General features: G+C 68.6%; 27 protein-coding genes. 15 read left to right on the top strand and 12 right to left on the bottom strand.

Going from position 1 to position 24,102, the window contains the following annotated elements; translation table 11 throughout:
* The 5 genes from AADI75_RS08165 to AADI75_RS08145 all read left to right on the top strand — a co-directional run.
* A partial coding sequence (locus AADI75_RS08165; protein ID WP_341208540.1) for a methyl-accepting chemotaxis protein occupies positions 1-860 on the top strand: 860 nt, incomplete at its 5' end.
* The gene (locus AADI75_RS08160) at positions 857-1,357 is read left to right on the top strand and encodes a chemotaxis protein CheW (RefSeq protein ID WP_341208539.1); all 501 of its coding nucleotides are present in this window, start codon (positions 857-859) and stop codon (positions 1,355-1,357) included. The genes AADI75_RS08165 and AADI75_RS08160, both read left to right, overlap by 4 nt.
* Before the next feature lie 19 nt (positions 1,358-1,376).
* Positions 1,377-2,228 (top strand): protein-glutamate O-methyltransferase, encoded by an 852-nt coding sequence (locus AADI75_RS08155; RefSeq protein WP_341208538.1) that lies wholly within the window; start codon positions 1,377-1,379, stop codon positions 2,226-2,228.
* Between the two features lie 5 nt (positions 2,229-2,233).
* Complete coding sequence (locus AADI75_RS08150; protein WP_028967092.1) at positions 2,234-3,307, top strand: chemotaxis response regulator protein-glutamate methylesterase; 1,074 nt, start codon at positions 2,234-2,236, stop codon at positions 3,305-3,307.
* Between the two features lie 16 nt (positions 3,308-3,323).
* On the top strand, positions 3,324-5,000 hold the full coding sequence (locus AADI75_RS08145; RefSeq protein WP_341208537.1) for a hypothetical protein: 1,677 nt from the start codon (positions 3,324-3,326) through the stop codon (positions 4,998-5,000).
* Between the two features lie 69 nt (positions 5,001-5,069).
* Here the strand turns inward: AADI75_RS08145 and AADI75_RS08140 are convergent, their stop codons facing one another.
* Both AADI75_RS08140 and rnd read right to left on the bottom strand, forming a co-directional pair.
* Positions 5,070-5,360 carry an I78 family peptidase inhibitor gene (locus tag AADI75_RS08140; RefSeq protein ID WP_341208536.1) on the bottom strand — a complete coding sequence of 97 codons (291 nt, stop codon included), beginning with the start codon at positions 5,358-5,360 and terminating at the stop codon, positions 5,070-5,072.
* Complete coding sequence (gene rnd, locus AADI75_RS08135) at positions 5,357-6,532, bottom strand: ribonuclease D (RefSeq protein ID WP_341208535.1); 1,176 nt, start codon at positions 6,530-6,532, stop codon at positions 5,357-5,359. The genes AADI75_RS08140 and rnd overlap by 4 nt, the downstream gene beginning before the upstream one ends.
* Before the next feature lie 121 nt (positions 6,533-6,653).
* Here rnd and aspS point away from each other — a divergent pair, with 121 nt between their 5' ends.
* Positions 6,654-8,471 carry an aspartate--tRNA ligase gene (gene aspS / locus AADI75_RS08130; RefSeq protein WP_341208534.1) on the top strand — a complete coding sequence of 606 codons (1,818 nt, stop codon included), beginning with the start codon at positions 6,654-6,656 and terminating at the stop codon, positions 8,469-8,471.
* A 250-nt stretch (positions 8,472-8,721) separates the two neighbouring features.
* Here aspS and AADI75_RS08125 read toward each other — a convergent pair whose 3' ends face one another.
* Positions 8,722-9,351 (bottom strand): carbonic anhydrase, encoded by a 630-nt coding sequence (locus tag AADI75_RS08125; protein WP_341208533.1) that lies wholly within the window; start codon positions 9,349-9,351, stop codon positions 8,722-8,724.
* A 53-nt stretch (positions 9,352-9,404) separates the two neighbouring features.
* Here AADI75_RS08125 and lipA point away from each other — a divergent pair, with 53 nt between their 5' ends.
* The gene (gene lipA / locus AADI75_RS08120) at positions 9,405-10,334 is read left to right on the top strand and encodes a lipoyl synthase (protein WP_341208532.1); all 930 of its coding nucleotides are present in this window, start codon (positions 9,405-9,407) and stop codon (positions 10,332-10,334) included.
* Positions 10,335-10,339: 5 nt separating this feature from the next.
* Entirely contained in the window at positions 10,340-10,810 is a 471-nt protein-coding gene (locus AADI75_RS08115) for a type II toxin-antitoxin system RatA family toxin (RefSeq protein WP_341208531.1), read from the top strand.
* On the opposite strand, the gene AADI75_RS08110 is transcribed toward AADI75_RS08115, so the two are convergent.
* From AADI75_RS08110 to AADI75_RS08100, 3 genes are read right to left on the bottom strand one after another with little or no spacing between them, the layout of a single operon-like run.
* The gene (locus AADI75_RS08110) at positions 10,762-11,274 is read right to left on the bottom strand and encodes a CinA family protein (protein WP_341208530.1); all 513 of its coding nucleotides are present in this window, start codon (positions 11,272-11,274) and stop codon (positions 10,762-10,764) included. The two genes, AADI75_RS08115 and AADI75_RS08110, sit on opposite strands and share 49 nt — an antisense overlap.
* Positions 11,271-11,801, bottom strand: a complete 531-nt coding sequence (locus tag AADI75_RS08105; RefSeq protein WP_341208529.1) for a hypothetical protein — start codon at positions 11,799-11,801, stop codon at positions 11,271-11,273. The genes AADI75_RS08110 and AADI75_RS08105 overlap by 4 nt, the downstream gene beginning before the upstream one ends.
* Entirely contained in the window at positions 11,798-12,925 is a 1,128-nt protein-coding gene (locus tag AADI75_RS08100; RefSeq protein WP_341208528.1) for a bifunctional 2-C-methyl-D-erythritol 4-phosphate cytidylyltransferase/2-C-methyl-D-erythritol 2,4-cyclodiphosphate synthase, read from the bottom strand. The genes AADI75_RS08105 and AADI75_RS08100 overlap by 4 nt, the downstream gene beginning before the upstream one ends.
* A 227-nt stretch (positions 12,926-13,152) precedes the next feature.
* On the opposite strand from AADI75_RS08100, the gene alr reads away from it, so the two are divergent.
* Positions 13,153-14,199 carry an alanine racemase gene (gene alr, locus AADI75_RS08095; RefSeq protein ID WP_341208527.1) on the top strand — a complete coding sequence of 349 codons (1,047 nt, stop codon included), beginning with the start codon at positions 13,153-13,155 and terminating at the stop codon, positions 14,197-14,199.
* Here alr and AADI75_RS08090 read toward each other — a convergent pair whose 3' ends face one another.
* Positions 14,200-15,246, bottom strand: a complete 1,047-nt coding sequence (locus AADI75_RS08090; RefSeq protein ID WP_341208526.1) for an alpha/beta hydrolase — start codon at positions 15,244-15,246, stop codon at positions 14,200-14,202.
* 47 nt (positions 15,247-15,293) lie between these two features.
* Between AADI75_RS08090 and phaR the strand changes: the two genes are divergently transcribed.
* On the top strand, positions 15,294-15,845 hold the full coding sequence (phaR, locus tag AADI75_RS08085; RefSeq protein ID WP_341208525.1) for a polyhydroxyalkanoate synthesis repressor PhaR: 552 nt from the start codon (positions 15,294-15,296) through the stop codon (positions 15,843-15,845).
* Between the two features lie 102 nt (positions 15,846-15,947).
* Here the strand turns inward: phaR and AADI75_RS08080 are convergent, their stop codons facing one another.
* A complete protein-coding gene (locus AADI75_RS08080) occupies positions 15,948-16,736 on the bottom strand; it encodes a methyltransferase domain-containing protein (RefSeq protein WP_341208524.1) in 789 nt (262 codons plus the stop codon).
* Between the two features lie 47 nt (positions 16,737-16,783).
* Between AADI75_RS08080 and AADI75_RS08075 the strand changes: the two genes are divergently transcribed.
* Complete coding sequence (locus tag AADI75_RS08075) at positions 16,784-16,978, top strand: hypothetical protein (protein WP_341208523.1); 195 nt, start codon at positions 16,784-16,786, stop codon at positions 16,976-16,978.
* Between the two features lie 153 nt (positions 16,979-17,131).
* Positions 17,132-17,332, top strand: coding sequence for a hypothetical protein (locus AADI75_RS08070; protein ID WP_341208522.1), 201 nt, complete (start codon positions 17,132-17,134; stop codon positions 17,330-17,332).
* 14 nt (positions 17,333-17,346) lie between these two features.
* Here the strand turns inward: AADI75_RS08070 and AADI75_RS08065 are convergent, their stop codons facing one another.
* The 4 genes from AADI75_RS08065 to AADI75_RS08050 form a co-directional block, all read right to left on the bottom strand.
* Positions 17,347-17,586 carry a hypothetical protein gene (locus tag AADI75_RS08065; RefSeq protein ID WP_341208521.1) on the bottom strand — a complete coding sequence of 80 codons (240 nt, stop codon included), beginning with the start codon at positions 17,584-17,586 and terminating at the stop codon, positions 17,347-17,349.
* A gap of 75 nt (positions 17,587-17,661) precedes the next feature.
* Positions 17,662-18,843, bottom strand: coding sequence for an aspartyl protease family protein (locus AADI75_RS08060; protein ID WP_341208520.1), 1,182 nt, complete (start codon positions 18,841-18,843; stop codon positions 17,662-17,664).
* 185 nt (positions 18,844-19,028) lie between these two features.
* Complete coding sequence (locus AADI75_RS08055) at positions 19,029-20,552, bottom strand: CpaF family protein (protein WP_341208519.1); 1,524 nt, start codon at positions 20,550-20,552, stop codon at positions 19,029-19,031.
* 63 nt (positions 20,553-20,615) lie between these two features.
* Positions 20,616-21,437 carry an Ada metal-binding domain-containing protein gene (locus AADI75_RS08050; RefSeq protein ID WP_341208518.1) on the bottom strand — a complete coding sequence of 274 codons (822 nt, stop codon included), beginning with the start codon at positions 21,435-21,437 and terminating at the stop codon, positions 20,616-20,618.
* Positions 21,438-21,618: 181 nt separating this feature from the next.
* Here AADI75_RS08050 and AADI75_RS08045 point away from each other — a divergent pair, with 181 nt between their 5' ends.
* From AADI75_RS08045 to AADI75_RS08035, 3 genes are read left to right on the top strand one after another with little or no spacing between them, the layout of a single operon-like run.
* Entirely contained in the window at positions 21,619-22,209 is a 591-nt protein-coding gene (locus tag AADI75_RS08045; protein WP_341208517.1) for a F0F1 ATP synthase subunit delta, read from the top strand.
* 4 nt (positions 22,210-22,213) lie between these two features.
* The gene (atpA, locus tag AADI75_RS08040; protein WP_341208516.1) at positions 22,214-23,743 is read left to right on the top strand and encodes a F0F1 ATP synthase subunit alpha; all 1,530 of its coding nucleotides are present in this window, start codon (positions 22,214-22,216) and stop codon (positions 23,741-23,743) included.
* A complete protein-coding gene (locus tag AADI75_RS08035) occupies positions 23,740-24,099 on the top strand; it encodes a hypothetical protein (protein WP_341208515.1) in 360 nt (119 codons plus the stop codon). Before atpA ends, AADI75_RS08035 begins: the two co-directional genes overlap by 4 nt.
* Positions 24,100-24,102 lie beyond the last annotated feature (3 nt).

The raw sequence follows: 24,102 nt of genomic DNA, 5'->3' as shown, positions 1-24,102 counted from the left end.
AGCAGCTGTCGTCGTCGTCGGAGCAGGTGAGCCAGGGCGCGACCGAGCAGGCGGCTGCGGCCGAGGAAGCGTCGGCATCGATGGAGCAGATGGCCGCCAACATCAAACAGAACGCCGACAATGCCGCGCAGACCGAGAAGATCGCGCGCCAGTCGTCGCAGGATGCCGAGCAGAGCGGGCAGGCGGTGCAGAAGGCGGTCACCGCGATGCGCACGATCGCCGAGCGGATCGGGATCGTCCAGGAGATCGCACGCCAGACCGATCTGCTGGCGCTGAACGCCGCGGTCGAGGCGGCGCGGGCCGGCGAACACGGCCGCGGGTTCGCGGTGGTGGCCGCCGAGGTGCGCAAGCTGGCCGAGCGCAGCCAGACCGCGGCGGGCGAGATCAGCGGCATGTCGTCGGAGACGGTGACCGCGGCGGCGCAGGCCGGCGAGATGCTGACCAAGCTGGTGCCCGACATCCGCCGGACCGCCGAGCTGGTGTCGGAGATCAGCGCGGCGTGCCGCGAGCAGGATATCGGTGCCAGCCAGATCAACGAGGCGATCCAGCAGCTCGACAAGGTGACGCAGCAGAATGCCTCGGCGTCCGAGCAGATCTCCTCGACCTCCGAGGAGCTCGCCAGCCAGGCCGAGGAACTGCAGGAGAGCATCGCGTTCTTCCGTGTCGACGACGGCCGCAAGCCCGCACGTCATACTCCGCGTCCCGCCGCGCGCAGCGCTGCGCCGGGTGCGAAAAAGAGCAAGCCCGCGGCGCGTGGCGCCTCGGTCGCTGAGCAACAGGCCCGGGTCCGCGGCTTCGCGCTTGATCTGACAACCGGCGGACCGGACGGCGAAGACGCCGAGTTTGGACGTGCAGCATGATCATTCCCGGACAAGAGCTTCAGGTCGTCGTCTTCGGGCTGGGGGCGGAGCGGTTCGCGCTGCCCGTGACCGAGGTGCGCGAGATCCTCGATCACCGTCCCGCCTTCCGGATGCCCGACGCACCGGCGTGGCTGCTGGGCCTGACCGACGTGCGCGGCACGTCGGTGCCGATGATCGACCTGCGCGTGCGGCTGGGCCTGGCAGCGGCGGAGACGACGCTGGCGACGCGCGTGCTGGTGGTGGAGGCGCCGGTCGCCGATGCCGCGCCGCTGGTGGTGGGGCTGGTCGTCGACCGCGTGCTCGACGTCAGCAGCTTCGGCGCCGATGCGGTCGAGCCGTCGCCCGATCTGGGGGGGCGGTGGCGCTCGGGCTATGTCGAGGCGATCCTGCGTCGCGAGGACGGGTTCGTCGCGCTGCTCGATCTGCCACGTGTCTTCGGTGACGAGGATGCGCGGGTGCTGAGCACCGGGACGCCTCCCGGCGCGCTGGCGGCATGATGCGCGGCGAGGGCGGCAAGTGAGCGCACCGGCTCGGGTCGCGCAGGCCGAGGACGCGCTGTCGAAGCGCGATTTCGACCAGATCGCGCGCTACATCTATGCGCAGGCGGGCATTCGCCTGCCCCCGGCCAAGCTGACGATGATCGAAGGGCGGCTGCGGCGGCGCGTGCGCGCGACCGGGCGTGAGACGCTGGGCGAGTATTGCGCGTGGGTGTTCCAGGACGGCAATCTCAACGAGGAGCGCCAGCACCTGCTGAATGCGGTCACGACGAACAAGACCGACTTCTTTCGCGAGCCCAAGCACTTCGACTATCTGCAAGGCGTCGTCCTGCCGCAGATGCAGGCCGAGGGGCGGCGGCGTTTGCGGGTGTGGAGCGCGGCGTGCTCGACCGGGGCGGAGCCCTATACGATCGCGATGGTGCTCGATGCGTTTGCGCGCGACCGGCGCGGGCCGGATTACGGCATCCTCGCCACCGATCTCGATACTGAAGTGCTGGCCGCCGCCCGACGCGGCATCTACGCCGCGGCGATGGTCGACCCGGTGCCGGCGGCCCTACGCCAGCGCTACGTGCTGCGCCCGCGTGCGCGCGACCGCGACGACGTGCGGATCGCCCCCGAACTGCGCAGCGCGATCGGCTTTGCGCAGCTCAACCTGATGGACGATCACTATCCGATCGGCGAACCGATGGACATCATCTTCTGTCGCAACGTCCTGATCTATTTCGACAAGGCCACGCAGGAGCAGGTGGTGCGGCGGCTGGCGGCGTGCCTGCGCCCCGACGGGCTGCTGTTCCTGGGTCATTCGGAGTCGATCACGGGCTTCTCGCTTCCCCTCACCGCGGTGGCCAACACCGTGTTCAAGAAGATCTGACGGTCATGAAGAAAATCCGTGTCCTGGTGATCGACGACAGCGCCAGCGTGCGTCAGGCAATGACCGCGATCCTCTCTGCCGATCCGCAGATCGAGGTGATCGCGGCGGCGGCCGATCCGTTCGCGGCCGCGCGGCATCTGCAGGCCGAAGTGCCGGACGTCATCACGCTGGACGTGGAGATGCCGCGGATGGACGGCATCACGTTCCTGCGGCGGTTGATGGCGCAATGCCCGGTTCCGGTGGTGATGTGCTCCTCGCTGGTCGAGGAGGGTTCTGAGACGTTGCTCCAGGCGCTGGAAGCGGGCGCGGTCGACGTGATCCTGAAGCCGCGCGTCGGCGTCGCCGATCATCTGGCGGAGGCGCATCTGATGATCCGCGAGACGGTGAAGGGCGCGGCGCGCGCGCGGGTGACCGGGCGTCGCGCTACCCCGTCGAAGGCACCGCAGCAAAAACTGTCCGCCGATGCGGTGCTGCCGCCGCCAACCGGGCGCGCGATGAGCAAGACCACCGAGATGGTGGTGTGCATCGGCGCGTCGACCGGCGGCACCGAGGCGCTGCGCGAGGTGCTGGAGGAACTGCCCGCCAATTCGCCCGGGATCGTGATCGTGCAGCATATGCCGGAGAGCTTCACGCGCGCCTTTGCCCGGCGGCTGGACGGCCTGTGCCAGATCGACGTGAAGGAGGCCGAGGACGGCGACACGGTGATGCGCGGCCGCGCGCTGATCGCGCCGGGCGGGCTGCGCCATACGATGCTGGAGCGGCAGGGTGCGCGCTATGTCGTCTCGGTCAAGGAAGGGCCACTGGTATCGCGACATCGCCCGTCGGTCGACGTGCTGTTCCGCTCGGCGGCGCGCAACGCCGGGTCGAACGCGGTCGGCATCATCATGACCGGAATGGGCGACGATGGCGCGCGGGGGTTGCTGGAGATGAAGACCGCCGGCGCGCGCACCTTCGCGCAGGACGAGGAGACGTCAATCGTCTTCGGGATGCCCAAGGAAGCGATCGCGCGGGGCGCCGCGGACAAGGTCGTACCGCTGGGGCGGATCGCACGCGAGCTGCTGACTGCCACGGCGCGCTGAGAGGAAAGGACACAAGATGCTGCTGCGCACTATCGACCCGGCGACCGCGACCGCGCTGCCGCTGGGCGGACTGGCCGATGATCTGGACCTGCTGATCGGCGATCTGGAATCGCGATTCCGCGCAGTAGGCGAAACGCTGGCGTCGACGATCAACACCGTCGACCGGATGGCGACCGGGCTGGACGAGGTGCAGCGCGCCTTGTCGCCCGAGGTGGCGGGCGCAGCGGTCGACAAATTGCGGCAGGCGGCGCATCGGCTCGGCACGCTGCCGCAACAGCGCCGCCAGCGCGCGGGACAGATCGGCGCACTGACGCTGCGCACGCGCGAGCTGCGCGAATTGCTGTCCGACGTCGCGGAGCTGCTGCGCACGCTCAGCATCTACGGCATGAACATCAAGATCGCGTCGTCGGGCGAGATGTCGTTCGTTCAGTTCGCGACCGGCATGGAAGGCAAGCTGGACAGCGGGCGGCGCGAGCTGAAGCAGTTCGAGCAGGAACTCGCCAGCTTCGGCACCGTGGTGCGCGACGTGAAGGAGGCCGACGACCTGCTCGCCGACGAATGCCGCAAGGTGCCGGCGACCGTGCCCGGCGAACTGTCGGGCAATGCCGACGTGCTGGAGCGGCATCTCGAATCGACCGCGAAGATGGCGCGCGACGTGCGCGCGATCATGCAGAAGGTGCAGGCCGAGGTGGCGCGCATCCTTGGCGCGATCCAGGTCGGCGACAGCGTGCGCCAGCGCGTCGAGCATTGCGCCGCGATCCTGCGTGCCGCGCAGGCGGAGCCCGACGCGCCGGGCGCGAGCGCGCACCTGTCGCGGCTGGTCGCGGCGCAGATGGCGGGGATCGCGGAGGATTTCCGGCGCGAGATGGGCGCGCTGGTCGGCTCGCTGGCGCAGCTCGGTCCGCTCGCCGAAGGGCTGATGAAGATCGTCGCCGCGCAGGCGCAGGGCGAGGAGAGCGAGGCGCTCGGCAAGTTGCAGAGCGGGATCGCGGGGCTGGGCCATGTCACCGGCCGGCTGACCGAGGCCGACCGCCAGCTCGAGGGGCTGACCGCGTTCGTCGCGAACACGATCGCCGATCTGTCGCGCGGGCTCGGCCGCATCCAGCGCATCGCAATGGACGTGCAGGACATTTCCACCAATACCCGCCTGCTGTGCCGTCGCCACGGCATCATCGGGCGCGCGGTGGCGGTGATCGCGACCGAGGTGAACCCGTGCGCGACGCGGCTGACGCGGCTGAGCAGCGATATCGAGCGCGTCGTCCAGTCGCTGGGGATGCTCGACCTGCGGCCCGAGGGTGCCGACGGCGCGGGCGGGTCGACCGGCGCGCTCGACGATGCGCTGGCGGTGGTGCGCAGCGCCTGCGAGACGTCCGACCATGCGATGTCGAACGGCGGCGACGAAGCGCGGCGGATCATCGCGACGCTTCAGGAGGATGTCGGCGCGTTGCAACACGAACAGGGGTTCGCCGACCAGCTCGACGTCGGCGCGGTGGTGCTCAACCGTCAGGCGATGGCGACCGAGCTGAGCGCGGCGGACGAGGAAGTGCTGCGGCGGCTGCTCCCCTGGGCGGCCGGGCTCTATACGATGGCGTCGGAGCGCGAGATCCACGCCGCCTTCCTGCTGCCCGGCATGGAACAGACCGCCGCACCGCCGCCGGCGGCGTTCGACGATGACGACGACGGGTTGTTCTGATCGCTGCCCGATCGAGGGTATCGTGCCCCTCTCTCGTCGTTCCGGATCACGTCCGGGGCGACCGCGCGCTCAACCGCAGCTGAACTTCACCACCTTGCCGGCCGCATCGCGCTCGATGTTCAGCCGGTCGGGGCGGAAGTCCATCGTCAGCATGTCGCCGGTGCGGTAGCCGCGCACGGCGCGCGCGCCGCTGCGCTGTTGCGCCGCGGCGGTGACGTCGGCGGCCATGCGCCCGACGAGCGCCTGCGCCGCATTGGCATCGCATTGCACACCCGGCGCGGCGGCCTCGGCGACCGGCGCCGCGGGCTTCGCGCAGGCGCCCAGCGCCAGCAGCGCCACCAGTCCAAGCGCGCGCCTCATGCCACCGACTCCGTCCGCGTCATCTTCAACCGTCCGTCCTGCACCGCGAAGCCCAGCCGCCCCTCGACCAGATCGAGCGCGTCTTGCCCGAACTGGTCGAAGCGCCAGCCCTGCAGGATCTGAAGCCCCTGCCGCTGCCCGGCGGCGAGCAATTCCAGCTCGTCGCCGCGCGCCAGCAGCCGCGGTGCGACGTCAATGTCGCGCGCGCGGATCTTGAGCAGCAGCTTGAGCAAGTCGGCGACCAGCGCGCCTTCCTTGCCGAGCCCCGGCTTGCGATCCTCGCGGGGCGGCATCTCCTCCTCGGGCAGCGGGCGGGCGGCGTCGATCGCCGCCATCAACCGCGCGCCGATGTCGTTGCCCGCCCACGTCTGCGACAGGCCGCGCACCTTGGCGAGATCGGCCTGTTTGCGCGGCGGATGCCCGGCGAGATCGGCGATCGTCTCGTCCTTGACGATCCGCCCGCGGGGCAAATCCTTGGCCTGCGCCTCCAGCTCGCGCCACTTCGCGATCGCCTTCAGCCGGCCGAGCACTTCGGGCTTGCGGCTGGCCACACGCACGCGCTTCCACGCGACATCGGGGTCGTTGGCGTAATTGGCGGGATCGGCGAGCCGCTCCATTTCCTGATCCAGCCACGCGCCGCGTCCGGTCTTGCGCAGCCGCTCCAGCATCTTGGGGAAGATGTTCGACAGGTGCGTGACGTCGCCGATCGCATATTCGATCTGCCGCGCGTCGAGCGGGCGGCGTGCCCAGTCGGTAAAGCGCGCGCCCTTGTCGATCTGTACGCCCAGCCAGCTGTCGACGAGGTTCGAATAGCCGATCTGCTCGCCTTGCCCCAGCGCCATCGCCGCGACCTGCGTGTCGAACAGCGGGTGCGGGGTGCGGCCGGTCAGGTTGTAGATGATCTCGATGTCCTGCCCGCCGGCGTGGAAGACCTTCAGCACCTCCTCATTGTCGACCAGCAGGTCGAGCAGCGGGCCGAGGTCGAGCCCCGGCGCCATCGGGTCGATCGCAGCGGCCTCCTCGGTATCGGCGATCTGGATCAGGCAGAGCTCCGGATAATAGGTGCTCTCGCGCATGAACTCGGTGTCGACGGTGACGAACGGGGCATCGGCAAGGCGGGCGCAGAGATTGGCGAGCGTTGCGCTGTCGGTGATGAGCGGATGGACGTGCATAAGCGCTCGTCCATAGCCCGGTGCACGCGCCTTGACAAAGAGGGGATGAAAAGGGGAGGGCGCGCTATCCTCCTTGCCCTCAAGAACCCCGGCCGTGCCGGGCCGACGGATGAAAGACATCATGCACGCCTATCGCACCCACCATTGCGCCGCGCTGTCCGCCGATCAGGCCGGCGACACCGTCCGCCTCTCCGGCTGGGTGCATCGCAAGCGCGACCACGGCGGCGTGCTGTTCGTCGACCTGCGCGACCATTACGGCATCACGCAGATCGTCGCCGACAGCGACTCGCCCGCACTGGCCATCCTCGACGCGGTGCGCGTCGAATCGGTGGTGACGATCGACGGCAACGTGAAGCGCCGCAGCGAGGGAACGGTGAACGGCAATCTCGCGACCGGCGAGATCGAGGTCTATGCGCGCGGCGCGACCGTGCTGTCCGCGGCCGAGGAATTGCCGATGCCGGTGGCGGGCGAGCAGGATTATCCCGAGGACATCCGGCTGCGGTATCGCTTTCTCGACCTGCGCCGCGAGACGCTCCACGCCAATATCGTCCGCCGCACCAAGGTGATTTCCGACATGCGCCGCCGCATGGAGGATGCGGACTTCACCGAATATTCGACGCCGATCCTCACCGCCTCGTCGCCGGAGGGCGCACGCGACTTTCTGGTGCCGAGCCGCATCCATCCAGGCAAGTTCTACGCGCTGCCGCAGGCGCCGCAGCAGTACAAGCAACTGCTGATGGTCGCGGGCTTCGACCGTTATTTCCAGATCGCGCCGTGCTTCCGCGACGAGGACCCGCGCGCCGACCGGCTGCCGGGCGAATTCTACCAGCTCGACCTGGAGATGAGCTTCGTCACGCAGGAGGAGGTGTGGGAGACGATGGAGCCGGTGATCGGCGGCATCTTCGAGACGTTCGCCGATGGCCGCACCGTCACGCCGGTCGGCCAGTTCCCGCGTATTCCCTACGACGAGGCGATGCTGAAGTACGGCAGCGACAAGCCCGACCTGCGCAACCCGCTCATCATCACCGACGTGTCGGCGCATTTCACCACCTCGGGTTTTGGGCTGTTCGAGAAGATCGTCGGCTCGGGCGGCGTCGTCCGCGCCATTCCCGCGCCGGGCACCGCCGAGAAGAGCCGCAAGTTCTTCGACGAGATGAACGACTGGGCGCGCAGTGAGGGGCATGCCGGGCTCGGCTATGTCACCCGCAAGGGCGGCGAGTTCGGCGGGCCGATCGCCAAGAATCACGGCGCCGAGGGGATGGAGGCGCTCTATGCCGCGCTCGGGCTTGGCCCGGACGACGGGCTGTTCTTCGCGGCGGGCAAGCCGGAGCAGGCCGCCAAGCTCGCCGGGTTGGCGCGCACCCGCGTCGCCGACCAGCTCGGACTGATCGAGCAGGGCGCGTTCCGGCTGTGCTGGATCGTCGACTTCCCCTTCTACGAATATGATGAGGACGAGAAGAAGGTCGAGTTCGCGCACAACCCCTTCTCGATGCCGCAGGGCGGAATGGACGCGCTGAACGGGCAGGACCCGCTGACGATCAAGGCGTATCAGTACGACTTGGTCTGCAACGGCTACGAGATCGCCTCGGGCTCGATCCGTAACCAGTCGCCGGAGCTGATGGTCAAGGCGTTCGAACTGGTCGGCTTGTCGAAGGCGGACGTCGAGGAGCGGTTCGGCGGCCTCTATCGCGCGTTCCAATATGGCGCGCCGCCGCACGGCGGGATGGCGGCGGGGGTGGACCGGATCGTCATGCTGGTGTGCGACGCACAGAATCTGCGCGAGGTGTCGCTGTTCCCGATGAACCAGCGTGCCGAAGACCTGCTGATGGGCGCACCGTCCCCCGCGTCGGCCAAGCAGCTCCGCGAACTGAGCGTGCGCGTGACGGCGGAGGCGCCGAAGAAGGACGCCGCGGCAACGGTCAGCCCGCACGCGGGGTGAGGTGACGAGGGGAAGGCTTCCATGCCCCCCCCGTCATTCCCGCGAAGGCGGGAGTCCAGAACCTCTGACGTCTGCGATTCTCACGATGACCTGCGCGTCTGGATTCCCGCCTTCGCGGGAAGGACGTAGAATAGTCGCCCCTGCGCAGGCAGGGGCGATGGCTTTTGCGGCAAGGCCAAGCCCCACAAAGAAAACGGCCGCGCCGTCCCCGCAAGGAACGACGCGGCCGCTCTCGCAACATCATGAGCGCTTACGCGGCTTCGTAGTGACCGTCTTCCTGTAGGACGTTCAGCTTGCCGTCCTTGATCGCGAAGACCGCGCCGTGCAGCGTCAGCGAGCCGTCATCCAGCCGCTGCTGAACGAACGGGAAGGTCTTGAGGTTGGCGATCGACACCTTCACGCCCTCGCGCTCCAGCGCGGTCTGGCCCTCGGGGCCGTCGCCATGCTCGGCGATCACCTTTTCGCGCGCCTCGTCGAGCAGCTTGATCCACTCGGCCACGAAGCCGCCTTCGCCCGGCTTGGCGTCGCGCAGCGCGCCCGACAGCGACGCCTTAACGCCGCCGCACTGGCCGTGGCCCAGCACCAGGATCTCGTCGACCTTCAGTACCGTGACGGCGAACTCGACCGCAGCCGACACGCCGTGCAGGCCACCCGACGGGTCGAACGGCGGCACCAGATTGGCGACGTTGCGCACCACGAACACCTCGCCCGGCACGGTGCCGAAGATGGTCGCGGGATCGACGCGGCTGTCCGAACACGCGATTACCATCACCTTGGGTGCTTGGCCCTCGGCCAGCTTGCTCCAGCTTTCGCGCTCCTCGATCCATTCGTTGCCGCGGAAGCGGTAATAGCCTTCGATCAGGTCGTGGAACTTTCTCATGCCGTAAAAGCCCTTCGTTGTTTCAGGTGGAAGTAAACGCTATCTGCACGCCCATGAACGACATGACCCCGCTCCCGGCTCCCCAGCGGCAACGCAAGCCCGACTGGATCCGGGTAAAGGCCCCGACCAGCGAGGGCTTCGCCGCGACTCGTGCGCTGATGCGCTCGAAGAGCCTGACCACGGTGTGCGAAGAGGCCGCCTGCCCGAACATCGGGGAGTGCTGGACCAAGAAGCACGCCACCGTCATGATCTTGGGCGACACGTGCACGCGCGCCTGCGCGTTCTGCAACGTGAAGACGGGGATGCCGCGTGCGGTCGATCCGATGGAGCCGCAGAACGTCGCCGATGCGGCGGCGCAGATGGGGTTGGCGCATATTGTCGTGACCTCGGTGGATCGCGACGATCTGCCCGATGGTGGTGCGAAGCAGTTCGTGAGGGTCATCGAGGCCATTCGTCGCACCAATCCAAATACCACGATCGAAATTCTGACCCCCGACTTCCGCAACAAGCATGAGGCGGCGGTCGAGGCAATCGTCGCCGCGCGTCCGGACGTATATAATCACAATCTGGAAACCGTGCCGCGGCTGTATCCGACCATTCGGCCCGGTGCGCGTTACTATGCATCGCTTCGTTTGCTTGAAAGCGTCAAGAAACTTGACCCATCGATCTTCACCAAGTCCGGCATCATGCTCGGTTTGGGCGAGGAACGGCTGGAAGTTCATCAGGTGATGGATGACATGCGCTCCGCCGACATCGATTTCCTGACGATGGGTCAGTATCTCCAGCCGACGCCGCGCCACGCCAAGGTCGCCGATTTCGTCACCCCCGCGGCCTTCGACGCGTATGCCGCGATCGGGCGCGCCAAGGGCTTCCTGCTGGTCGCCTCGTCGCCGCTGACGCGGTCGAGCTATCACGCCGGCGACGATTTTGCGAAGATGAAGGCGGCGCGCGACGCGAAGCTGGCCACGCGGGCCAATGCCTAAGCCCCATGCCCAAGCATAGCGAGACACGCCGGCTGCCCTATACGCCGGAGCAGATGTTCGATCTGGTCGCGGACGTGCGGCGCTACCCGGAATTTCTGCCGTGGGTCAGCGCGATGCGCGTCCGCAAGGACACGCCGCAAGAAACGCTCGCCGATATGATCGTCGGCTTCAAGGGACTGCGCGAGACCTTCACCTCGAGGGTGACCAAGCAGCACCCGGAGACGATCCGCGTCGAATATATCGAGGGTCCGCTGAAATACCTCAACAACGACTGGCGTTTTCGCCCCGACGGCGAGGGCGGGTGCCTCGTCGACTTCTCGGTCGATTTCGCGTTCAAGAACCGGATGTTCGAGATGCTGGCCGGGCAGGTGTTCGGCGTCGCGCTGCGCCGGATGATCGGCGCGTTCGAGGAGCGCGCCGCCAGGCTTTACGGCGCGTCGGGCAGCAGCAGCTCCAGCGCGCACAGCGCCGCCTGAAGCCGCACCCCGCCGCGGCCGAGGTCGCCGAAGAAACGCTTGTCGGCGATCACGTCCGCAGGATCGCCACCACGCTCGGCGCGCGCGAACACGACGGTGCCGACCGGCTTCTTCTCGCTGCCGCCGCCCGGCCCCGCAACGCCGGTGATCGCGACCGCGACATCCGCGTCCGACTTGGCGAGCGCGCCCTGCGCCATGCTCCACGCCACCGCGATCGACACCGCGCCGAACGTATCGAGCACGTCGCCGCTGACGTTGAGCAGCTTCTGCTTGGCGGAGTTCGAGTACGTGACGAACCCGGCCTCGACGACGTCGGAGGAGCCGGGGATTTCGGTCAGCGCCGCCGCGACCAGCCCGCCGGTGCAGCTTTCGGCGACCGCGACGCGGCGCCCCACGGCGCGGTTCGCCTCCACCACGCGGCGCGCGGCGTCCACCAGTTCCTGTGGCAAGGTGATGTCGTTCATCGTGCGGCCCCCGCCGGACAGACCGGCAGATCGGGGATGTCGCTACGCTTCCCCCTATTCTTCTCGGCCTTCAGATATTGCAGTGTCGCCACCACGATCCCCGCGGTGTTGCGCGCGGGCAGCGGCTCGAGCAGCGTGACCAGCCGGTCGAGCGTCGGGCAATCGCCGGCCTGGATGCGCCCGGTGATCTGCGGTGCAAAAAGCGAGGTGAGCATGGGGCGCGCATAGTCGCTGAGCAGCAGCAGTTCCACCGCCGGGTCGCTCAATTTCGCGATCGCGGTGCGCGCGGCGGGCCAGGCGCGGTCGGCCTCGCGGTCGTATTTGGCGAGGAACTCGCCGCTCTGTTGCTTGAGCAGGCTGGTCGCGGGCAGCGCAGCGCAGACCCGCCCGGCATCGCGGATGATCTCAGGCATCGCCACCAGCGCGATCGACTCGGCGTCGGTCGCGCTCAGGCACGGTGCCTGCGCCGAAGCGGCCGGTGCCGCCAGCATCGCGACGAGCGCGAACAGCCCCGCGGCGCGCCTCATGCTCGCCCCGCGCGCGGCAATTCGATGGTCGCGACCGCCTGCGCCGCGATGCCCTCGCCACGGCCCGTGAACCCCAGACGCTCGGTAGTGGTCGCCTTCACGCTGACCCGATCGGTCGAGAGCCCCAGAAGTTCCGCGATCCGCGCCTGCATCGCCGGGCGGTGGGGCCCGATCTTGGGCGCCTCGCACATCAGCGTCAGGTCGACGAAGGTGATCCGCCCGCCGCGCGCCTCGACCATCGCGCGGGCATGCGCGAGGAACTGCCGCGATTCGGCACCGCGCCATTGCGGGTCGCTCGGCGGGAAGTGCGTGCCGATATCCCCCGCCGCGATCGTGCCGAGCACCGCATCGGTGATCGCGTGGAGCGCGACATCGGCGTCGCTATGCCCCGACAGGCCCTGATGATGCGGGATCAGGACGCCGCCGAGCCAGAGTTCCTCGCCGTCTTCCAGCCGGTGGACGTCGAATCCGCTTGCCGAACGCGTTTCGGTGGCCACGCGCGCCTCGGCGACCGCGAAATCGGCGGGGTAGGTGATCTTGTCGAGCATCGTATCGCCTTCGACCATCGCGACGCTTTTGCCCAGCGCGCGCACCATCTGCGCGTCGTCGGTGGCGACCGGTCCGTCCCACGCGGCATGCGCGGCGGCAAGCGCGCCGATGCGGAACGCCTGCGGTGTCTGGACGCGGCGTAGCGTGTCGCGTGCGACGGTCGCGCCATCGGTGGCGACCAGCGTATCGGCGACCGGCAGCACCGGGATTGCGCCCTCGGCATGGTCGAGTGCGGCGAGCAGCCGGTCGACGACTGCCGCGGGCACGAACGGCCGTGCGGCGTCGTGGACGAGCACGCGCGTCGCGTCGCCGAGCGCGGCAAGCCCCGCCGCGACGCTGTCGCGTCGTTCCGCGCCGCCCGTCACCCACTCCGCGTCGGGCAAGGCGGCGCGGAGCAGCGGTTCCTGCCCGGGTGCGACGACGACCAGCACGCGCTCGATCGCGGGATGCGCGGCGAGCGCGTCATGGCTCCACGCCAGCATCGCGCGACCCGCGACCGGCGCGAATTGCTTGGGGAGTGTGCTGCCGCTGCGGGAGCCGGTGCCGGCGGCGACGATAAGGGCGACCGTGGTCATGGTCGCGCCCTAGCCGGTCCTAACGGGCGCGTCACGTCGCCTTCGTTGGCGATCGGGTTTGTCGCTGCCGCGGTGTCGCGAGACCGGCCGCGACGATCCACATCTCCTCCACGGCTTATGCGCTGCTTGTTTTCACCTTATTCATGCTATGCCAACCTGCTATCCACAGAGTTATCCACAGTGCGGCAACGGTGGCGCGGTGCGCCCGCAGGCGCTAACCGCGTGGCATGTCGCATCGTCCGCACCGCCTGTATCTTTCCTCCGACGCGTTGGTCGCCAACTGGCGCGCGCTGGCGCGGTTGAGCGGCGCGGCGGCATGCGGGGCGGCGGTGAAGGCCGATGGCTATGGGCTGGGCGCGCGCGAGGTGGTGCCGCGGCTGATCGATGCCGGGTGCCGCGACCTGTTCGTCGCGACTTGGGCGGAGGCGCGGGCGATCGCCGACCTGATCGTCGGGCGCGACGCCACCATCGCCGTGCTTCACGGGCTGCGCAAGGCGGATCTGCCGTTGCCCGACCTGAGGGGCGTGCGTCCGGTGCTGAGCACTGCGGCGCAGGTGGTGCGGTGGCGGATGGTCGCACCGGGGCAGCTGTGCGACGTAATGGTCGATACGGGCATGAACCGGCTCGGCATTTCGGAGGCGGATGTCGCGGCAGGGCTGCTCGACGATCTGGCGATCGATACGGTGATGAGCCATCTCGCCTGCGCGGATGAGCCCGGCCATGCGCTCAACGAGGTGCAGCGCGCCCGTTTCGCGGCGCTGGCCGGGCGAACCGGAGCACGGCGGATGAGCCTCGCCAATTCGGCGGGAATCGCGTTGGGCGAAGGATATCATTTCGACGTCACCCGGCCCGGGCTCGCGCTCTATGGCGGGGTGCCGGTGGCGGGGCTCGCGTCGGCGATCTGCCCCGTGGCGACCATCGCCGCGGAGGTGCTGCAATGCCGGACGGTGCGCGCGGGCGAGACGGTCGGCTATAATGCGACATGGCGCGCCGAGGCGGATCTGCCGGTCGCGATCGTCAACCTCGGTTATGCCGACGGGTATCGCCGTGCACTGTCGAGCCGCGGCTGTGCGTTTGCGGGCGATGCGCCGCTGCCGGTGATCGGGCGCGTGTCGATGGACCTCGTCGCGCTCGACGCACGTGCCGCGACGGTGCACGAGGGCGACTGGGTGCGTTTCGACGACGATCTGGTGCATGTCGCGGCGGCGAGTGGGGTCAGCCAGTATGAACTGCTGACCGGGCTCGGCGATCGTTTCGAGCGGGTCTGGTCCTGATCAGGCCGGCGCGCGGAGCCATTCGGTCAGCGGATCCCACAACATCGGTTTCGCACGGCTGCCGACCATCATCCCGACATGGCCGAGCGCGAGATCGTGGCGCGCGGGCAAGCCGATCGCGGTGGCGGCAGGGGTGATCCGGTCAGTCAGCGACACGAACTCGATCGTCGGGCACGGCAGGCGGCGCGGATCGACCGGCCGGTCGCCGATCCGCCACGCGCCGCGCCCCGGCCGGTCGTCGGCCAGCAGCGTTTCGAACAGGTCCGCGCCCGCCGCATAGGTGAGCGGCGCGCCACCGTTCGCCCAATCCTCGAGCAAAACGAAATCGGCGGCCTTGGCGGCGGGCATCGTCGCGAACGCGGCGTATTTGGCGACCGTCCGTGCCGGGTCGAGTTGCCAGAAGGCGGTCTGCAGCACCTCCATCGGCAGCACGCCGAGCGCCTTTGCGCCCGGCGCGACCTGTTCCCACAACGACGCGAGCGCGGTGCGGGCGTCCTCGCCATAGCCGGCGAAACGCCAGGGCGCGGCGATCGTCGCTACTCCGGCGATCCTGCCCGGCGCGAGCGCCGCGGCCGCGGCGATGGCCAGCGTCCCCCCGAGGCAATAGCCGACCAGCAGCGGCGGCCGGTCGAGTCGTGACAGCAGCGGCAGCAAGCGCCGCGTCACGTGTCCCGCCAGATCGAGCCCCCGGTCCTGCGCGCGCGGCGTTCCCCAGTCGACCAGCCACGGATGTAAGCCGGCCGCCGCCAGATGTCGAACGAGCGAACGGCCGGGGGCGAGATCAAGGACGTAGGGCGGGTTGATGAGCGACGGCACCAGCACGACGGGTGCGCCGTCACTGCCGCGCGCGCCGTCGCGGAGACGCGCCGCGCCACTGCGGTATCGGATCGGCGGCAATCGCCGGCGCGTGCGTGGTGCCTCCTGATAGCGGCGCAGCCCCGCCAGTGCCGCCGCAGCACGCTGCGGCGATGTTGCAGTCTCGCGGCGCAGCATCTCGAGGAACAGCGGCAGCGGTCTGGGACCGTATTGACCGTGTTGCAGCGCCACATTTTGTGCAATACGGCGAACGTGTTCGGTCACAGGGATCTCGCGCGATGAAGAAGCAGCATGGTACCGACGGGGTGGTCGTCATCAAGAAGTACGCCAACCGCCGGCTCTACAATACCGAAAGCTCCTCCTACATCACGCTCGAACATCTTGCGGCGATGACGCGCGACGGTCGCGAGTTCAAGGTGGTCGACGCCAAGACCGACGAGGACATCACCCACAACGTCCTCACGCAGATCATCATGGAAGCGGAAAGCCGCGGGCAGACGATGCTGCCGGTCAATTTCCTGCGCCAGTTGATCGCGTTGTATGGCGATTCGATGCAGGCGATGGTCCCCGATTATCTCGATGCGTCGATGGACAGCTTCCGCCGCAATCAGGCGCAGTTCAAGACCGCGGTCGAAGGCGCGTTCGCGGGATCGCCGTTCGCAGAGATCGCCAAGCGCAATCTGGAAATGTTCGAGGCCGCGGCGCAGGCGTTCAAGCCCCCGGTGGCGCCGGCCCCCGCAGCGACCACGGCGGGCAAGGACAGCGAGATCGCGGCGCTGAAGGCCGAACTGGCGCACCTGCGCGACAAGGTCGACAAGCTCGGGGAGTAAGCGCGAGGGGATTCGCGTCTTCGCCGTGCGCCCTGTGCTTTGACACGCTCAGCACAAGCGGAGTATGGACGGGACCCCGGATCACGTCCGGGGCGCCGGTGCTTACTTGGGCTTGACGAATTTGAGCGTCATCCGGTCGCTCTCGCCGATCGCGGCGTATTTGGCGCGATCGACGTCCTTGAGCGCAAAGCTGGGCGGCAGCGTCCAGACTCCGCCGGCCCAGTCGGCAGTGTCCTTCGGATTGGCGTTCACCTCCGACTTGCCCGCCAGCTTGAACCCGGCCGCGGTCGCGAAGCCGATCACGCTGCTCGGCTTCATGTAACCGCTCTTCTCCTCGGCGGCGGCATCGCGTGATTCGGGCAGGCGGTGTTCGACGACACCGAGCGTGCCGCCGGGCTTGAGCATCCGGTACATCGCCGCGAACATCTGCCGCGCCTGATCCTCGCCGCCGAACCGCCAGTTGTGGACGTTGCGGAAGGTGAGCACGACATCGGCGCTGCCCTCCGGCACGGTCGGCTGTCCGGCCTGCGCGGGCAGCGCGGCGAACTGGACCTTGCCATAGGTCGCAGCATCCTTAGCCTGGAGCGTGCGGACCGCGTTCAGCCCCTTCTCCCACGGCCCCGCGACATAATAATGTCCGCGCGCGGCGGTGAGTGGCGCAAGGATTTCGGTGTACCAGCCCGCGCCCGGCCAGACCTCGACGACGGTATCGGTCGGCTTTACCCCGAAGAAGGCGAGCGTTTCGGCAGGGTGGCGATAGCGGTCGCGCGCGATATTGGCGGGGGTGCGGGTCGGCGCCGCCACCGCCGCCGCGATCGGCGCGGGCGGGCGCGGGGCGGCGGCCACGGTGGCGGGCAGGGCGAGCAGCAGGACGGGAGCGAGACGATGCATGGACGAGAACCTCTCCACTTTTGGATGGCCGGGAAGCTGACGCGGCGATGAGCGATGCGCAAGGGCTGCTGTGCGTGATCGCGGCAGCGGCGGTCGGCGTCGCGGTGCTCGCGGGATGGCGCGAGCATCGGCGGCGGCGGCGCGCGAACCCCGATGCGGTCGGCTGGGTGGATTGGACGCTGGTGCAGGTGATCGCGCTGATCGTCGCCGCGATCACGGGCTGGATCGCACTAAAGGCTTGAGGCGGAAGCGGGAACTACCGCGTCCGCGCCGGGTTGTCCTCGCAGTCGAAGGCTGGTGTCGCGACGAATGCCGCGCCGTTCCCCGTGGGATTTCGCTTGGTACCGCTCGGCGGCCTTCACCCGTCACAACGCTTGGCGACTACAGGTGGAAGCATGAAGCCAGACATATGTACAATGGCGCCGAACGTCACCGCCGACGACGGCGTGGTGACCGTCCTGTCCCGCTGCGGCGCGAGCTATAACCTGACCGCTGAGGCAGCGATGCGGCTGAGCGAGAAACTGGTCCGCAGCGCCGCGCGTGCTCTGGGGCAGCAGCGGATGAGCGATTCCCGCATCGTCGACCGGCCGCACTAGACGCGGGCGTAACGCTACGCCGGAAGGCCGGCGTGGCGCGGCGTGACGGTGGCGACGATCACGATCGCCGCGGCCCGGCCCATTTCATCCTCGACCGTTACGCGCCAATGGCCTTCCTCGGCGTAACGGGGATGATCGATGAGATAGCGACCCAGGCGCTGCACGGCCTCGTTTCGGGCCGCTGGCAGATCGACGCACTCGATCGTAGCCCGTTCGGACTCACGTCCGGCGAAGATGATGGTGAACTGCGGCATTGGGCCCCTTTTCGATCGTCCAACGGTGCTAACGATCGATCAGGGCCTGCGATACCGTGCACCGCGCGATTCCGGTCAGTAGAAATGCTTCAGGGTCAGCGTGCGCCGCCGGCCATCGCAATCCTCGAGCGTGACCATGCGGCCTACGGCGCCCGCGGGCCAGGCCGCCAGCGCGCTGCGCGCGTAAGACGGGCCGACGCGCGTGCCATCGACGGCGCAGATCGTGTCGCCCTCCTGCCAGCCGGCGGCGGCGGCCGGACCGCCGCGCATCACATGCAGGACGCGCAGCCGCTCGCCCGTCAGCGCGAGCAGCAGCCCGCTGGTCGAACGCAGCGTCGGCGTGTCGGACCGCGGGGTGGGGCCAAGCAGCATCTGACCCGCGGCGGGATCGAGCAGCACGCGGTAACGCTGGAGGAACCCCGAGCCGATCCGGCCCGCGACCCCGATCGTGTCGGAGAAGCCGCCGGCCGGCTCGACCCGCACCTCGACGTCGCGCGCGACCGCGTCGCCGATCCGCAGCGCAGGGACGATCGCCATGTCGCTGACCACCGCGCCGGCGAGCCCGAACGAAACGGTGGTGGTCACCGGACCGGCGGCGACGCGTGCGGTCGCCCACGCCGCCGGGCCGAGCGTGATCGCGGATCCGTCGCCGGTGTCGACCACCATCGGCGCCAGCGTCGCGCCTGCCGCGCCGATCGCGCTGACATACACCATCCGGTCGGGCGCAATCGATAGCGGCGCGGTGACGCCCGCGAACGGACGGCTGCCGCTGCGCAACAACCGGAAGCGGCGCGCCTGATAGTCGATGTCGAGTGCATAGGCCGCGGTGAGATCGCGCCCGACGAGCAGGTCGACCGCCAGCGCGCTGCCGGTCGCGGCGGCGGGAAGATCGGCCACCGCGAGGCTGCCGCCGCGCCGCGTCACCGCGCCGATCGCGATCGTGCGGGTCTCGACGCGGCCGATCGCGACGCTGCCGCCGATCACGGTCGCGCGGCCCTCGGCGTGGACGGGCAGGCGGTACGCCTCGGCGAAGCGGCGGGCGAGCACCGAATAGCTGACGCCGGTATCGAGGATTGCGGTGACCGGACGTCCGTCGACCGCCATCGTGAAGCGGATCTGGTTGCCGGGCGTCAGGTCAAACGGGATCCAGCGACCCTCGGCATCGGGGGCGAGCGTCGACCGCCCGACCCAAGCGGCGCGGGGCTCGGGTAGCGGTGCGGCGGCGAGCGCGACGGCGAGGAGCGACAGGAGCGGCACGCGGGTGGTGTAGCGGATCGTGCGGGCGTGTCACGGGTCGGGTGGCGTTGCCCGATCCCGTCGTCCCGCGGAGGCGGGGATGCAGACGCGCGGGTTCTTCGATAGACGCGCGACATCAGAGGTTTGGGATCCCCACCTTCGCGGGAATGACGGATGTGGACAACGATAAGCGGCGTAGCGCGCCTTTACAGGCACGCCTCCAGATACGCCTGGTCGAAGCCGAACTGCTTGGCCTTGTCGATCGTGTACGGGCGCAAGCCCATCGAGCGGTATTCGCCGATGATCTTTCCGTCGGCGCTTTCGTCGAGATATTCGAACTTGAACAATTCCTGCGTGACGATCACCGGACCTTCCATTCCGATCACCTCGGTGACGTTGGTGACGCGGCGGCTGCCGTCGCGCAGGCGCTTGACCTGGATGATCATGTCGACGCTGTCCGCGATCTGGCGGCTGATCGCTTCCTTGGGTACCTTGATGTCCGACATCATCACCATATTCTCCATCCGCGCCAGCGCCTCACGCGGGGAGTTGGAGTGGAGCGTACACATCGAGCCGTCGTGGCCGGTGTTCATCGCCGCCAGCATGTCGAAACACTCCGCACCACGGATTTCGCCCAGGATGATACGGTCCGGGCGCATGCGCAGTGCGTTCTTGACGAGATCGCGGATGCTGATCTCGCCCTGACCCTCGAGATTGGCGGGGCGCGTTTCGAGCGGCAGCCAGTGCGGCTGTTGCAGGCGCAACTCGGCAGCGTCCTCGATCGTCAGCACGCGTTCGCCCGGGTCGATCATCTTCGACAAAGCGTTGAGCATCGTCGTCTTGCCCGAGCCGGTGCCGCCCGAAATCACGATGTTGAACCGCGATGCGCCCGCGACCTTGAGCGCAGTCGCCATCTTCGTGCTCATGCTGCCGAACCCCGCCATCATGTCGAGCGTGATCGGCTTGGCGGAGAATTTGCGGATCGAGATTGCGGTGCCACGCAGCGAGAGCGGTGGCACGATCACGTTGACACGGCTACCGTCCTTCAGACGCGCGTCGGCGAGCGGCGTGGTCTGGTCGACACGGCGGCCGACCGAGTTGCAGATGCGCTGCGCGATCTGGAACAGATGCTCCTCGTCGCGGAACTGGATCTGCGCCAGCTCCAACTTGCCCTTGCGCTCGACGAAGGTCTGGTCGGGGCCGTTGACCATGATGTCGCTGATCTCCGGATCGGCGAGCAGTTCCTCGAGCGGGCCGAGCCCGAGCAATTCGTCGACCAGCACCTTTTCGAGCGCGAATTGTTCGCGGCGATTGAGCGTCAGCTTCAGCTCGGCGAGCACCTCGCCGATGATCGGCCGGAATTCCTCGGCCAGATCTTCCTTGCCGAGCGTCGCTGCCGCCTCGGGGTCGACCCGCTCCAGCAGGCGCGGGAGCACCTGCTCCTTGATCTTGTGGATCGACGCCTCGAAGCCTTCCATGCGGCTGGCGCCCGCATCGGCGGTCGCATTTTGGCGATCCGACAGCCGCTGCATCGCGTCGGCCTGCCCGGGCGGGGTCAGCGGGTCGAGCGCCGCCATCGCATCGTGGGGCGCGGCGGTTTCGACCGGCTGGTCGTCGCGGGGAGCGCCGGGCGGGACGTGCATCGGGCGTGCGATGCCGAAGCCGCCGCGCAGCCCGCCGCCGTTACCGCTGCCACCCATGCCGCCGTTGCGGCGTCCGAACGCGTTCATCGACCCTTATCGTCCTCGAATTGGCTTGAGGACGATCGCTACCGTGCAAGCCTTTCGAATTGGCTAACCAATCGAAGTTGCGCGCTGGTGGAGCAGGGTACGGAACGCCGTGCGGCGCAGCGGCCGGGGCAGCGAGGCGTCCACCGCCACCGCAGCCGCTCGTGCTACCAGCGCTTCTGCCTCCAAGCGCAACGCCGGGTCGCCGGGCAGCAGCGTCGCCACTGGAAAGGCGGCGTGTAACCCGGCCCTGTCCTCGTCGAAGGCGAACCGACACCAGCCGCGCATGGTCGCAGCGAGCAGCAGCTGCCCGGGTGGGGTGACGAGGCGAATCCAGCGGAGCGTCTCGCCCGCGCCGCCGGCCGTCGCCGCCTGTGGCGTCATCCCAAGCCGCGCGGCATCGGCATAGAAGCGACTGGGCGCGGCATATCCTGCCGCGTAGATGGCGGTGGTGACGCTTTCCGTCTCGCGCAGTGCCGTCAGCACCCGATCGGCACGGCATGTTCGCGCAAAGGCGGCGGGGGTGACGCCGGTCAGCCGGTGGAAGAGCCGATGGAAATGGTGCGGCGCATACCCGACCGCCGCCGCCAGCGCGGCCAGCGGGGGTGGCGCGTCACCGCCGAGCAGCGTTGCGGCGGCGATCACCGCCTGTCGATCGCGGGCGACCGAATCGGGCAAACAGCGTCGGCACGGGCGATAGCCGGCCGCACGCGCCGCGGCGGAGTCAGGGAGGAAGGCGACATTCTCGCGGCGCGGGCGGCGCGCGGCGCAGCTCGGCTTGCAATAGATATGCGTACTGTGCACCGCGACCACGAAGCGGCCGTCGAAGGCGCGATCGCGGCGGGCGAAGGCATCCCAGGCAGTGTCGGAGTCGATCGTCGCGCTCATGCCCGCCGGTCTACGCCAGCGGCGCGCGCGTCGCATCCCGCAGCTTGCGCCCAAACGCGCGCGTGACATCACCAAGATTTCACTCCGGTTGCATCGCGGTTCCCCCTTTGCTACGCGCGCCGTACCCAATGCGGGGCGCTTCGTTGCGCCATCCGTTCGCATGGGTGGGCACCCTTGGGTCATGACGAGGAAAGTGGATCGCGTGGAGAGTTCCAGCGGTAATCAGGGCAGCAGCATCCAGGCCGGCCTCGGCGGTCGGTATGCGAGTGCGCTGTTCGATCTGGCGGTGGAGGCCCGTGCGGTCGATCGCGTCGAGGAAAGTCTCACGGCAGTGCGCGATGCGCTGGCCGCGTCGCGCGATTTCGCGGAACTGGCGGCATCGCCGGTGATCGCGCGCGGGCAGGCGGTGAAGGCGGTGCTCGCCACCGCCGACGAGCTGGGGCTCGACGCCACGACGCGCAGCTTTCTCGGCGTGCTGGCGGAGAACCGCCGCCTGTCGGCGCTGCCGAAGATCATTCGCGCGTTCCGCGCGATGGCCGCGCAGCATCGCGGCGAGACCACCGCCGAGGTCATCAGTGCGCACCCGTTGACCCCCGAGCAGATCGACGAGCTGAAGCAACAGCTCCGCCGTCGCGTCGGCCGCGAGGTGACGGTCGACTTGGCGGTCGATCCGCAGATCCTGGGCGGCCTGGTCGTCCGCATCGGTTCCCAGATGATCGATTCGTCGATCCGCACCCGTTTGAATGCGCTTGCCAGCGCGATGAAAGGCTGAGTTGATGGACATTCGCGCCGCAGAAATCTCCCGCGTCATCAAGGACCAGATCGCCAATTTCGGCACCGAGGCGCAGGTTTCGGAAACCGGGCAGGTGCTCAGCGTCGGTGACGGCATCGCGCGCATCTACGGGCTCGACAACGTTCAGGCGGGCGAGATGGTCGAGTTCGCCAATGGCGTGCAGGGGATGGCGCTCAACCTGGAGGCCGACAATGTCGGCGTCGTGATCTTCGGCTCGGACGCCGAGATTCGCGAAGGCGATACCGTCAAGCGCACCGGCACCATCGTTGACGTGCCGGTCGGCAAGGGGCTGCTCGGCCGCGTGGTCGACGGGCTCGGCAACCCGATCGACGGCAAGGGCCCGATCGCGTCGGAGCAGCGCAGCCGCGTCGAGGTCAAGGCGCCGGGCATCATCCCGCGCAAGTCGGTGCACGAGCCGGTGCAGACCGGGCTGAAGGCGATCGACGCGCTGGTGCCGGTCGGCCGTGGCCAACGCGAGCTGATCATCGGCGACCGCCAGACCGGCAAGTCGGCGATCGCGATCGACACCTTCATCAACCAGAAGCAGGCGAACGCCGGCTCCGACGAATCGAAGAAGCTCTACTGCGTCTATGTCGCGGTCGGGCAGAAGCGGTCGACCGTGGCGCAGCTCGTCCGCACGCTCGAAGAGAATGGCGCGATGGAATATTCCATCGTCGTCGCCGCGACCGCGTCGGACCCCGCGCCGCTCCAGTTCCTCGCGCCGTACACCGGCACCGCGATGGGCGAATATTTCCGTGACAATGGGATGCACGCGGTCATCGTGTTCGACGATCTGTCGAAGCAGGCGGTCGCCTATCGCCAGATGTCGCTGCTGCTGCGCCGTCCGCCGGGCCGCGAAGCCTATCCGGGCGACGTCTTCTATCTCCACTCGCGCCTGCTGGAGCGTGCGGCGAAGATGAACGAGGCGAACGGCTCAGGCTCGCTGACCGCGCTGCCGATCATCGAGACGCAGGCGGGCGACGTGTCGGCGTACATTCCAACCAACGTGATCTCGATCACCGACGGCCAGATCTTCCTCGAGACCGACCTTTTCTTCGCGGGCATCCGCCCGGCGATCAACGTCGGCCTGTCGGTCAGCCGTGTCGGCGGCGCCGCGCAGACCAAGGCGATGAAGAAGGTGTCGGGCTCGATCAAGCTGGAGCTGGCGCAATATCGCGAGATGGCGGCCTTCGCGCAGTTCGGCTCGGACCTTGATGCCTCGACGCAGAAGCTGCTGAACCGCGGCGCGCGGCTGACCGAGCTGCTCAAGCAGCCGCAGTTCAGCCCGATGCCGTTCGAGGAGCAGACGGTTTCGATCTACGCGGGCACCAACGGCTTCATCGACACGGTGCCGGTCGCCGACGTCAACCGCTACGAAGCGGCGATGCTCAGCTATATGCGCGCCGACCACGCCGACGTGCTGACCGCGATCCGCGACAGCCGCGAGCTGGGCAAGGACACCGAGGCCAAGCTGAAGGACGCGCTCGGGCAGTTCGCGAAGACGTTCGCGTGATCGCAGCGCTTGCCCTGCTGGCCGCGACGCCGGCCGCCGATCCTGGTCGCGCGGCGTTGGCCGGCGACTGGACGGTGGACTTGTCGGTCAAGCCGGGTGAGCCTTATACCCGACCGATGACGCTGGTGCTGGCGGACGACGGGACGGTCAGCGGGCTGTTCTACCAAAGTCCGATCGACGCCGGGCGGTGGAAGACGGCACGCGGGCGGACCTGCGTCAGCTTCCGCACGCACGACGATCGCGGTCCCTATCACACCGCGGCATGTCTGGTCGGCGATACCGTCCAGGGACAGACATGGGCGGAGGCGCGGACGTTCCTGTTCAACTGGAGCGCCGTCAGGGCCAAGCAAGGTTAAGAC

Origin of the sequence: uncultured Sphingomonas sp., assembly GCF_964021865.1 — a bacterium.
Classification (GTDB): Bacteria; Pseudomonadota; Alphaproteobacteria; order Sphingomonadales; family Sphingomonadaceae; genus Sphingomonas.
This window is presented reverse-complemented; position numbering and strand designations above follow the sequence as displayed.

What these genes read in the sequence shown, in the direction of transcription:
- AADI75_RS08055 (WP_341208519.1), bottom strand. Translation starts at nt 20,552, where the DNA reads ATGAACGCGTTCGGACGCCGCAACGGCGGCATGGGTGGCAGCGGTAAC.
- AADI75_RS08105 (WP_341208529.1), bottom strand. Translation starts at nt 11,801, where the DNA reads ATGAGGCGCGCCGCGGGGCTGTTCGCGCTCGTCGCGATGCTGGCGGCA.
- phaR (WP_341208525.1), top strand. Translation starts at nt 15,294, where the DNA reads ATGAAGAAGCAGCATGGTACCGACGGGGTGGTCGTCATCAAGAAGTAC.
- AADI75_RS08140 (WP_341208536.1), bottom strand. Translation starts at nt 5,360, where the DNA reads ATGAGGCGCGCGCTTGGACTGGTGGCGCTGCTGGCGCTGGGCGCCTGC.
- AADI75_RS08050 (WP_341208518.1), bottom strand. Translation starts at nt 21,437, where the DNA reads ATGAGCGCGACGATCGACTCCGACACTGCCTGGGATGCCTTCGCCCGC.
- rnd (WP_341208535.1), bottom strand. Translation starts at nt 6,532, where the DNA reads ATGCACGTCCATCCGCTCATCACCGACAGCGCAACGCTCGCCAATCTC.
- alr (WP_341208527.1), top strand. Translation starts at nt 13,153, where the DNA reads ATGTCGCATCGTCCGCACCGCCTGTATCTTTCCTCCGACGCGTTGGTC.
- AADI75_RS08160 (WP_341208539.1), top strand. Translation starts at nt 857, where the DNA reads ATGATCATTCCCGGACAAGAGCTTCAGGTCGTCGTCTTCGGGCTGGGG.
- AADI75_RS08045 (WP_341208517.1), top strand. Translation starts at nt 21,619, where the DNA reads ATGACGAGGAAAGTGGATCGCGTGGAGAGTTCCAGCGGTAATCAGGGC.
- AADI75_RS08110 (WP_341208530.1), bottom strand. Translation starts at nt 11,274, where the DNA reads ATGAACGACATCACCTTGCCACAGGAACTGGTGGACGCCGCGCGCCGC.
- lipA (WP_341208532.1), top strand. Translation starts at nt 9,405, where the DNA reads ATGAACGACATGACCCCGCTCCCGGCTCCCCAGCGGCAACGCAAGCCC.
- AADI75_RS08075 (WP_341208523.1), top strand. Translation starts at nt 16,784, where the DNA reads ATGAGCGATGCGCAAGGGCTGCTGTGCGTGATCGCGGCAGCGGCGGTC.
- AADI75_RS08145 (WP_341208537.1), top strand. Translation starts at nt 3,324, where the DNA reads ATGCTGCTGCGCACTATCGACCCGGCGACCGCGACCGCGCTGCCGCTG.
- AADI75_RS08150 (WP_028967092.1), top strand. Translation starts at nt 2,234, where the DNA reads ATGAAGAAAATCCGTGTCCTGGTGATCGACGACAGCGCCAGCGTGCGT.
- AADI75_RS08070 (WP_341208522.1), top strand. Translation starts at nt 17,132, where the DNA reads ATGAAGCCAGACATATGTACAATGGCGCCGAACGTCACCGCCGACGAC.
- AADI75_RS08100 (WP_341208528.1), bottom strand. Translation starts at nt 12,925, where the DNA reads ATGACCACGGTCGCCCTTATCGTCGCCGCCGGCACCGGCTCCCGCAGC.
- aspS (WP_341208534.1), top strand. Translation starts at nt 6,654, where the DNA reads ATGCACGCCTATCGCACCCACCATTGCGCCGCGCTGTCCGCCGATCAG.
- AADI75_RS08115 (WP_341208531.1), top strand. Translation starts at nt 10,340, where the DNA reads ATGCCCAAGCATAGCGAGACACGCCGGCTGCCCTATACGCCGGAGCAG.
- AADI75_RS08125 (WP_341208533.1), bottom strand. Translation starts at nt 9,351, where the DNA reads ATGAGAAAGTTCCACGACCTGATCGAAGGCTATTACCGCTTCCGCGGC.
- AADI75_RS08080 (WP_341208524.1), bottom strand. Translation starts at nt 16,736, where the DNA reads ATGCATCGTCTCGCTCCCGTCCTGCTGCTCGCCCTGCCCGCCACCGTG.
- atpA (WP_341208516.1), top strand. Translation starts at nt 22,214, where the DNA reads ATGGACATTCGCGCCGCAGAAATCTCCCGCGTCATCAAGGACCAGATC.
- AADI75_RS08065 (WP_341208521.1), bottom strand. Translation starts at nt 17,586, where the DNA reads ATGCCGCAGTTCACCATCATCTTCGCCGGACGTGAGTCCGAACGGGCT.